Here is a 9,281-nt window from a genome sequence, read left to right as displayed (position 1 = left end):
CCTGTCATTCATCTCATCACTTCCGCTATCGCGGTAAGTGAGAGGCTTCTGTCAGTTCAAGCTAAAAACCCCTCTCCAAACCTCTCCCCTACAAGGAGAGAGGCTTTTACACCCCCCTTCCCTTGTAGGGAATGGGGGCTGGGGGGGTTAGGTCTGAGAGACTTTGATGTTAATAACAATACTTTTCAAACATCGTCTAAGGACTAAAGTCCTTACTACAAACCACCAAACGTGATTTATCCCATCTTAAAAAACCCTAAATACCTGTACTTAAACCAACCCGAAAAGTCAACCCAGGGCTATAAATTCGGTTGACTCTTTCGTATTGTTCACCGAGTAAATTTTCTAAGTAAAATGTCAGTCCCAAGCTTCTATTTAAAGGGACGCGACCACTCAGATCAAAATTTACGTAAGATGGTGAGAAATCTGTATTCTTATCATTAGGATTGAGAAACAAAGCCCGACGCGCACCACTATTATAAGTAGCGTATAAATTGGCTTGCCATCCATTTTTTTCGTAGCCAATACCAGCTTGCAAATTAGAATAAGGAATCAAACCTAATTGCAAACCTCGTTCTGTGCCTGTTTTAATTTCTGCATTCGTGTAAGTATAATTAAAAAACGTTGACCAATTCCTCGCCAATCGCCAGCGTAATGCCGCCTCAAAACCATTGGTATCAACTAGACCAATATTTTGCCATTGTCCTTGAAGAATGGCTAAACGATTATCTAAACTGCTACCAAAGTAAGTAAATTGTCCGGTTAAATCCTCAGAAAAGTTAACATCTACCCCCGCAGTCCATGAAGAACCTGTTTCCGGTTTTAAATCAGCATTAGACAACCAACCATGCACCGTATCATAAAGATATAATTGGTCTAAACCTGGGTTACGTTGTCCACCAGCCCAGCTACCACGCACAGCTAGGTTTGGCGACATAGCATAACGCAAACCGACACTGGGATTCAGATAATTACCAAATTGAGAATCAAAGCTTTGTCTTAGACCTAAGTCTACCAGAAAGGAATCGCTCACATTCCAAGTATTGACAGCAAATAATGCAGTGTTCAAAACACTACGATTTTCTTCTTCATTCAAAGCAATCCTATCGGTTCTGGTGCTGTTAGTAATACCATCTAAGTTAGTGTTTTTTAAATCTAACCCCCAACGTAGTCGATTATTAGCAGCTATTTGCCAATCATGATCTACTCTGGCTGTTAAATTTTGTGTGTCTAAAGTCCCAGTGCGATAGAATGTGTTGCCTTGAAAAAAAGTAGGGCCGTAGGTGTTAAAGTAATCTTGGTTATAACCTAGTGTAGTCGTCAGATTAGAACCTTGGGCTAGTTGCGATCGCCAAGATAAACCAATATTTAAACCATCATGATCTAACCTGTCTCTTTGCAACGGAAAACCAAAATAAATTAACCCCCGACGACTACTAAGTTTTTTAATATCCAAACTCAAAGTATTTTGGGAATTCAAATCAACAGCCAAGTTACCAAAATAAGTGCTAGTAGCTGTATCTGCATTAAATAAATTACCGCTAGCATCCCGGTTAGCTGCACCCTGTGGCACTTGATAACGATTATCAATAAAAAATCGTTCAAAGCTCAAATTATATCTAAAATTACCACTACTACCGCTAAAACTTGTCTGTTGATTATTTAAATTCAACGAACCAAATTCTACAGCACCATTAAACCGAGGAGTAATGCTTCCTTGTTTAGTGATAATATTAACAACTCCGCCAAAAGCTGAAGCACCATACAAAGCTGTGGAAGTACCACTATATAGTTCTATCCTCTCTATCGATTCTACAGGAATACTATTTAAATCCGTAGCCCCGTGATATGTACTTACATCATTATTAATCGGTCTACCATTAATCAAGAAAACCGACTGATTAATTGAGTGTCCCCGGTAGTAAGTTCCTGTATGAATATCTGCACCATGCCCAACATCATTGATAGCAAATCCCGGCATTCTTTTTAAAACATCAGCAACACTTGTTGAGCCTTGTTTTTGGATTTCTTCCTTGTCAATAATGTAAGTCGGTGTCGATTTAGGAAGTGTATCTTCTTCTCCTATTACTTCTAAATTAATATCTGCTGCATCTTCTAATGGTGCATCCTCTTGTTCTACTTCCTCAGCTTTTATTACCTCTTGAGCAAAATTTGTTTCTAACGGCTGCGTCAATAATTTCGCCTCAGTGGAGTGCAAAGTTAATTCACTTACATGAGGAATATTTGCATGAACTTTTTGAGGATTTTTATCAACATCTTGATTGCTAATTTCAACTTCTAATGCTAAGGATGGTGAACCAACAAATACACCCAATAAGCTTAACGGAAGCAAATATAAATTCTGCTTCATTTAGTTACTCCAACCAGAAAAATGTTTATTAAATTTAAGAGCCAAACAAAACAGTATCGATAAATCAGAATATATGTCAAGGTTTTTTTGTATGTTTTTTACTATGACAGCCTGTCATAGTAAGTAATTTTTCTTGGGTACAAGTTTGACAAGCTGTCATATACAAATATCCTGACAATTAGGCAGTTAAAGTTAAATGTCATTTATAAGACAAACTTTGTTGTAAGTATGAACCAACCCCAAACGACTAGAAGTCATTAGTCATTAGTCATTAGTTTTTCTCCCCTGCCCCCCTGCCCCCCTGCCTCCCCTACTCCCCACTCCCTACTCTCTCTGAAGTGTTTCCAACTGGGGGTGGATGTAAATGATACTCTGTCTTTATACTGTCTTAAGAAGTGTTGCGTAAACTAGGAGTCTATACTCATGCTTATATTGATGCAAGCAGCGAAGACTGTAGCCACAGGCGGCCCCCATTTTCCCTTAGCTTTTACATTGGTTTATGTAGTGGGTTTTATTGCGGCTGTCACCATCGGTTCTATTGCTTGGTACAATTCTAAACGTCCTGTAGGTTGGGAAAACAAAGACCGTCCTGACTTTGTACCGAAAGTAGAAAAAGAAGAAACTCCGGGTCTGGGTGAACCGAAGTCATAATTAGTCAATAGTCAATAGTCGATAGTCAGTAAAGTTGAGGCTAGAGACTTTTGACTATGGTTAGTTTTGAACTTCAACCCAACGACGATAAAGCTGTTGAATTTTTTTCAGCAGCGTAGTGTGCGCTGACTGATGAGATTCATGGCTTTGGCTTAACTCCTGCAATTTTGTCAAGAGTCTGGCTTCTTCGATCGCCACTTCACCATCACTGTAAATTAAACCACTAATGGCCTCAATCAGATTTTCGCAGTCTTCGGTACTGGGGCGATCGCCTAAATATTCTCTCACCCATGCGTAGCATTCATGCGGTTGTACCGCTACTAACTCATACAACCAAGGCTTAATTTCTGGATCTGTAGCCAAACCTTTGGCTTGAGCGATTTCACGTAAATATTGCCGTTCTTCAGGCTGGATTTTGCCATCAATCCAAGCGGCTCCTATCAGGATTTTAACTAAATTTTTGACGTTGGCATCAGTGATCATTGCTGCCTCCTCTGGAAGATTCAGGCTTTGATCACATCGTACAATCCCTGATCGTATTCACCCTGAATTGTTGGTTTTTCTTAAGCGCACCATAAAAAACCCATCCATATCTTGACGATGCGGCCAGACTTTTAACCAACCTTCAGGTGTAGCATAGCTAGCAGCAGCTGAATCCACACTGGGGGGTAAAATTTGCCAATTAGGATTTTCAGCTAAAAATTCCCTGACTACATCCTCGTTTTCTGCCGGGTGCAGAGTACAAGTAGCGTAAACTAACACACCACCTGGTTTGACAAATCCGGCTGTGTGTGATATAATCTGCTTCTGGAGTTGAGAAAGTTCTGTAACTGATTCTGGTGTTTGTCGCCAACGCGCATCAGCATGGCGGTGGAGAGTGCCTAAACCAGAGCAAGGAGCATCTAATAAAACCCGGTCGGCAGTAAGATGAAACTGTGGTAAGTTGCGACTGTCACCAGTGCAAATTTCAATTGAGTGTAAACCCAAACGTTGGGCATTGTCTTTAAGTTTACGCAAACGGGAAGCAGTGCGATCGCACGCCCAAATTTTCCCTGTATCCTGCATCAACTCAGCAATATGAGTAGTTTTCCCCCCAGGTGCAGCACAAGCATCAACCACCACCTCACCCGGTTGGGGGTCGAGAAAATGACTCACCAACTGCGCGCTAGCATCCTGTACAACCCACCAACCTTGACTAAAACCAGGAAGATGTTTAATCGCGCCAGTATTGCCAATTAATCTTAAAGCTTGGGGTAAATGCGGTATGCGCCTCGCTAAAATACCCGCAGATTTTAACGCCGTCTCTACTTCCGCAATAGAAGTACGCAAGGGATTAATTCTCAAGTCGATAGTCGGTGTTTGGTTCATCCACTCGCAGAGTCTTTCTGTTTCCTCCAAACCCAGTTGTGCTAACCAGACTTGCACAACCCAGTCAGGAAAACTGTGTAAAATACCCAAACGTTCCACTGAGTCATCTGGTAATTTTAACGGGTCTTTTGATGTTTCAGCTAAACGCACATACTGACGTAACAAACCATTGACAAAACCAGTCAGCCCAGCAAAACCATTTTCCTTAGCTAATTGGACAGTTGTATTCACAGCCGCAGAAGCAGGAATACGTTCTTGATAACGCAGTTGATAAAAACCTAAATGTAAAATACTGCGGAGTTCGCTTGGCTGTTGATGGGATTTCTTAGTAGCGAGTTGGTCAATCAGAGCATCAAGAGTACGTTGCCTACGGACACTACCATACACTAATTCTGTAACTAGACGACGGTCAAGGTCAGACAAATTAACTCTTTGTAACACTCTATCTAAAGCTACATCAGTATAAGCCCCTTTATGTACATCCTTGAGGGCAGTAAAAGCTATTTGACGGGGGTTAGTCATGAAAATTTTTAACTTTTGAGTATTAATTGTTTCCGTTCGTAGTCAGGGCTTTAGCCCTTATATCCCATGAAAACAATGTAATAGCAATCACTAACAAAAACAATTCTATCGAAAAATGCTCATTAAAAACCCCTGCTTCTCAAAGAAACCGGGGTGATAAACATTCACGAAAAAATGAGACTATGAGGACAAAATCAAAAATTATCGAGACATATATCGGTCTACATTACCGATTTCAAATTCACAGGCTCTAGAGATTAATTCTGGTGGTAATTCATCAAAACTCACTAACGATAAATAACTGCGGTTTTTGATCAGTTCTTTTGCCAATAGGAAACCAGCAATTGTCCAGGTTTGATATTTTCTCGCTTGCTTGCCGATCAGTCGCCCTTTCTTGCCATCATAATATTCTGGCCATTCATCTTCAAAAAGTCGTGTTTGAGCAATTTCCAACGCCTTAGTTGCAAGGTAAGGTTTATTAGTTTTGATAGATGCTGCCGTTAACATCCAAATTAAAACAGGCCAGCTACCAGCATTATGATATGACCAAGGTATATTTTTGGGGTCGCATCCTGTGACAATTCTATACTCTTCACTTTCTAAAGCAGGATAACAGATTTTAATGGGCATATCTCCCACTAAATCTTCCCATCTTTCTTCAATCAGATTAATGATTGCTTGTGCTTGTTCTTCCGTAGCTAAGTCGGAAATAATTGCCATCAAATTACCCAGCGAAAAGAACCGAGTATCTAACTGTGATGGGCCAACATTACCGGCTAAATAACCACCTTTTTTTGGTAGCCACTTGTCTAATTCGTAGTAAGGAATAGAGTCTACATAGATATTAAAAAGATTAACTGCTGTTTTACCGTATTCTTCACTTCTGAAACGATAAATTGCATTCAAGCGATTAATATCTATCCAATAATGTTGACGGATATGGGCGCACAAAAGCGGTAGACGGTTATCAATTGCTTCGATAACGTCTTGATTACCTTGACAGATTAACATTTCCCGCGCTGCACGCAACGCCGCATAAAATAAAACTTGTAATTCCAGAGGATGGCCATAGATACCCAAACGGCGATCAATCATGCAAGCCCCATCTGGAACTAACAGCGTGGGATACATATCAAAGCGATTCGCCAAGCAAATTTCCATAATTAGCCTGATACCCGTTTGGAATTCCGGCTGATAGGCTATAGATATGTCTTTGGTGGCGACTACATAAGCACGCAATAACAGAATCCACCATAAACAAGAATCGACTGGCGTAACTCTAGCGATCGCATGTTCCCCAAAATCCGCTTCTAAATACTCTTCGCCATTATCTGATACTACCTTAAAACTAGCTGGTATTAACCCTCTACTTGGCTTATAAGCATCTAATTGCCTTTCTTTAGGTTGTAACTTTAAAGTTTCTTCTAAAAAGTTGCGAACAATATCTGTTCTACCTTTAAGCAAAAAAATCAAAGCTGAAGATACAAAATCCCGAATAAAACATTGGTCATAATTCAAAGCCTCGACAGACACATCATAAGCAGCCACCGTCCCAACAGGACGACCTTTATAATACAGTATCGATTTCTCTAACGCTTTCCATGCAGATGCTTCTATTGTTTCTTCTGTTAGTAATTCATTTATTCTCTGCATCGCTAGACTAACTCCATTTATGGTGTACATTTTACTTGGTAGACGCGCTTGATTTGGCTAATTTTTTGCTATTTATCACTGTAAAAGATAGACGTTTTTGCCATAGCAAAAACTATTCCAAATCAACAGCTTGACATTTAATATCAAGCTGCAACTAATTCGTATAATTGGTCATGAACAATTAATTAGCTGTGAATCATTTATGCTTGTGGTTACCTACAGATAGCTGTAATTTTCTCCCCCAGCAATAATCTGATTAGATACAGTAATACAAGATATGTTTTTAGATTATTCATAGCTCTTTTCTTTGTGTCCAGAGCTTTCCTTTACCAAACAAAAACATATCTAACTCACTGTTTAAGGGTACTATGAAGTGAAGTCTGAAAGACTTCTAGTTATGTTTACCTAATTAGGTTTGAGTTTTTTAGACTAATATTCCCCTACAATTTAATAATTTATAACGTATTTTCAAATTTTGCAATATAAGTAATTGCCATTTTCAAAAAAAAAACAATACTTCAAAAAAATATATATTCTACACTACTGCCAGATTAACTGCTTGGCTTGAGAAAGCTAATTACCTGCAAGTTAAGCAAACTTGTAGGATGAGCATTGCTTGATATTTGCTAAAACCCCTGATTTTACGTTGTTGGCGGTGCAGGGAGCGACATTAATTGAGAAGCGTGCAAGATATGACTATAGAGACTAAAAATCAGACTAACAAGCAATATTGGAATCCCTAACATCAACTCGATAGCTAAAAGTAAATCAGGATGATTTTATTGCAAACATATTAAGCATTTGTGCCAAATTTGATAATATTTTATGTTTAATAGCATTTGATACAGATATTAATTATTTAAACAGTTATTAATCCATTTTTTGCCTTAACTGTGATCAAATTAGAGATTTTGACCATAAAATCAGGCTAACTAGCTAGACAATGTAGCAAATTTTATTCCCTACGGAATACCTACAGTTAGGTAAGCTAACGCATTGAGGTATTGCTGAGGCTAGACGAAAGGAAAATCAAAAAGTTCCATTCAGCTATGAGGTGAATCCCATTGTGGATGTTCTCAGGGATTGCCATGTGGAAAAATACCTAATTTGTAAGGTGCGTCAGAAAATAACACAACGGCTGCACGCTAAATATCTAGCACTGACGCACCCTACGAACTGCCTCACCCTAAAGAAATTAAATCTTAGTTTTTGCTGTTCAATTTTGTGTAAAGTGCCAGCTTCAGCTATCTTAAATTTTGAGATAACATATTACGCTTAACATGACCTCGCTTTTCCCTCACCAAAAAGCCAAAGCCTTAAAACCCGGTAGCCGTCGCCCTGCTAAAGAACTATGCAGCGAGTGCGGACTGTGCGACACATACTACATCCACTATGTCAAGGAAGCTTGCGCCTTTATCACCCAACAGATAGACACCCTAGAAGCACAAACACACAGCCGTTCTCGGAATCTCGATCACCCCGATGAACTCTATTTCGGTGTACATCAAGACATGATAGCAGCGCGGAAACAACAACCCATCGAAGGCGCACAATGGACAGGGATAGTTAGCAGCATTGCCATAGAAATGCTCAATCGCGGATTAGTGGAAGGCGTTGTCTGTGTCCAAAACAGCAAAGAAGACCGCTTTCAACCGATGCCCGTCATTGCCCGTACACCAGAAGAAATACTAGCAGCACGGGTAAATAAACCAACACTGTCTCCCAACCTTAACGTTTTGGAACAGGTAGAAAAATCAGGGATGAAGCGGTTATTAGTCATTGGTGTTGGTTGTCAAATCCAAGCACTCAGGGCTGTAGAAAAAAAATTAGGTCTAGAAAAATTATACGTTTTAGGTACACCTTGCGTAGATAACGTCACCCGTGCCGGACTGCAAAAATTCTTAGAAACCACCAGCCGATCGCCTGAAACAGTGGTACATTACGAATTCATGCAAGACTTCCGCATTCACTTCAAACATGAAGATGGCTCAATCGAGAAAGTCCCCTTCTTTGGCTTAAAAACAAACCAACTCAAAGATGTCTTTGCCCCATCTTGTATGAGTTGCTTTGATTACGTCAATTCCCTAGCGGATTTAGTCGTCGGTTATATGGGCGCACCCTTTGGCTGGCAATGGATTGTAGTCAGAAATGATACAGGTAAAGAAATGCTGGACTTAGTGAAAGACCAGTTAGACACACAACCTGTGATGTCCCAAGGTAACAGGAAAGAAGCTGTACAACAGGGTATACCCGCCTATGATCAAGGATTAACCTTACCGATGTGGGTAGCAAAAATCATGGGGGTAGTGATTGATAAAATCGGCCCTAAAGGTTTGGAGTATGCGCGATTCTCGATAGATTCGCATTTTACCCGCAATTATTTGTATGTGAAGCGGAATCATGGGGAGAAGTTAGAGGCGCACGTCCCGGAGTTTGCCAAGCGTATCGTTGGGCAGTATAAGTTACCGGATTAATGTTTCGCGCAAAGGCGCAAAGGCGCAAAGATGTTTTTGCGTCTTGGCGCGAATTACTTTTACAATCCATTTACGAGTCGCGTGATACCGTTTTTAATTAGTTCTTCACCAAAGTTGATGAGCAACCCAAGGCGTTTGTTACTAAGACGAAGGTATGTCAAGAGTTGCTTTTTGTGTACTGGGTGAACAGCCTCCAAAGACTTGATTTCGATAATCACCTTGTCTTCAACAATTAGGTCGGC

7 protein-coding genes are annotated in these 9,281 nt (G+C 40.1%); 2 read left to right on the top strand and 5 right to left on the bottom strand.

Annotation, left to right across the window (positions count from 1 at the left end):
* Positions 1-256 precede the first annotated feature (256 nt).
* Positions 257-2,371 (bottom strand): TonB-dependent siderophore receptor, encoded by a 2,115-nt coding sequence (locus tag A3775_RS05505; protein WP_066424171.1) that lies wholly within the window; start codon positions 2,369-2,371, stop codon positions 257-259.
* A 423-nt stretch (positions 2,372-2,794) separates the two neighbouring features.
* Between A3775_RS05505 and psb35 the strand changes: the two genes are divergently transcribed.
* The gene (psb35, locus tag A3775_RS05500) at positions 2,795-3,022 is read left to right on the top strand and encodes a photosystem II assembly protein Psb35 (protein ID WP_066424170.1); all 228 of its coding nucleotides are present in this window, start codon (positions 2,795-2,797) and stop codon (positions 3,020-3,022) included.
* 60 nt (positions 3,023-3,082) lie between these two features.
* Here the strand turns inward: psb35 and A3775_RS05495 are convergent, their stop codons facing one another.
* The 3 genes from A3775_RS05495 to A3775_RS05485 all read right to left on the bottom strand — a co-directional run bounded on the left by A3775_RS05495 (position 3,083) and on the right by A3775_RS05485 (position 6,565).
* Positions 3,083-3,505, bottom strand: coding sequence for a TerB family tellurite resistance protein (locus A3775_RS05495; protein WP_066424168.1), 423 nt, complete (start codon positions 3,503-3,505; stop codon positions 3,083-3,085).
* A gap of 57 nt (positions 3,506-3,562) precedes the next feature.
* Positions 3,563-4,912 (bottom strand): 16S rRNA (cytosine(967)-C(5))-methyltransferase, encoded by a 1,350-nt coding sequence (locus A3775_RS05490; RefSeq protein ID WP_066424167.1) that lies wholly within the window; start codon positions 4,910-4,912, stop codon positions 3,563-3,565.
* A 201-nt stretch (positions 4,913-5,113) separates the two neighbouring features.
* Positions 5,114-6,565: a glycoside hydrolase 100 family protein gene (locus tag A3775_RS05485; protein ID WP_066381397.1), complete on the bottom strand. Its 1,452-nt coding sequence runs from the start codon at positions 6,563-6,565 to the stop codon at positions 5,114-5,116.
* 1,280 nt (positions 6,566-7,845) lie between these two features.
* Here A3775_RS05485 and A3775_RS05480 point away from each other — a divergent pair.
* A complete protein-coding gene (locus tag A3775_RS05480; RefSeq protein WP_066424166.1) occupies positions 7,846-9,039 on the top strand; it encodes a Coenzyme F420 hydrogenase/dehydrogenase, beta subunit C-terminal domain in 1,194 nt (397 codons plus the stop codon).
* Between the two features lie 59 nt (positions 9,040-9,098).
* Here A3775_RS05480 and A3775_RS24930 read toward each other — a convergent pair.
* Positions 9,099-9,281 (bottom strand): GxxExxY protein (locus tag A3775_RS24930; protein WP_231866949.1); only part of this gene is annotated, 183 nt, incomplete at its 5' end.

This window comes from Anabaena sp. 4-3 (assembly GCF_001597745.1).
Classification (GTDB): domain Bacteria; phylum Cyanobacteriota; class Cyanobacteriia; order Cyanobacteriales; family Nostocaceae; genus Trichormus.
The sequence above is the reverse complement of the archived record's forward strand: the minus strand, read 5'-3'. Positions and strand labels throughout refer to the sequence as shown.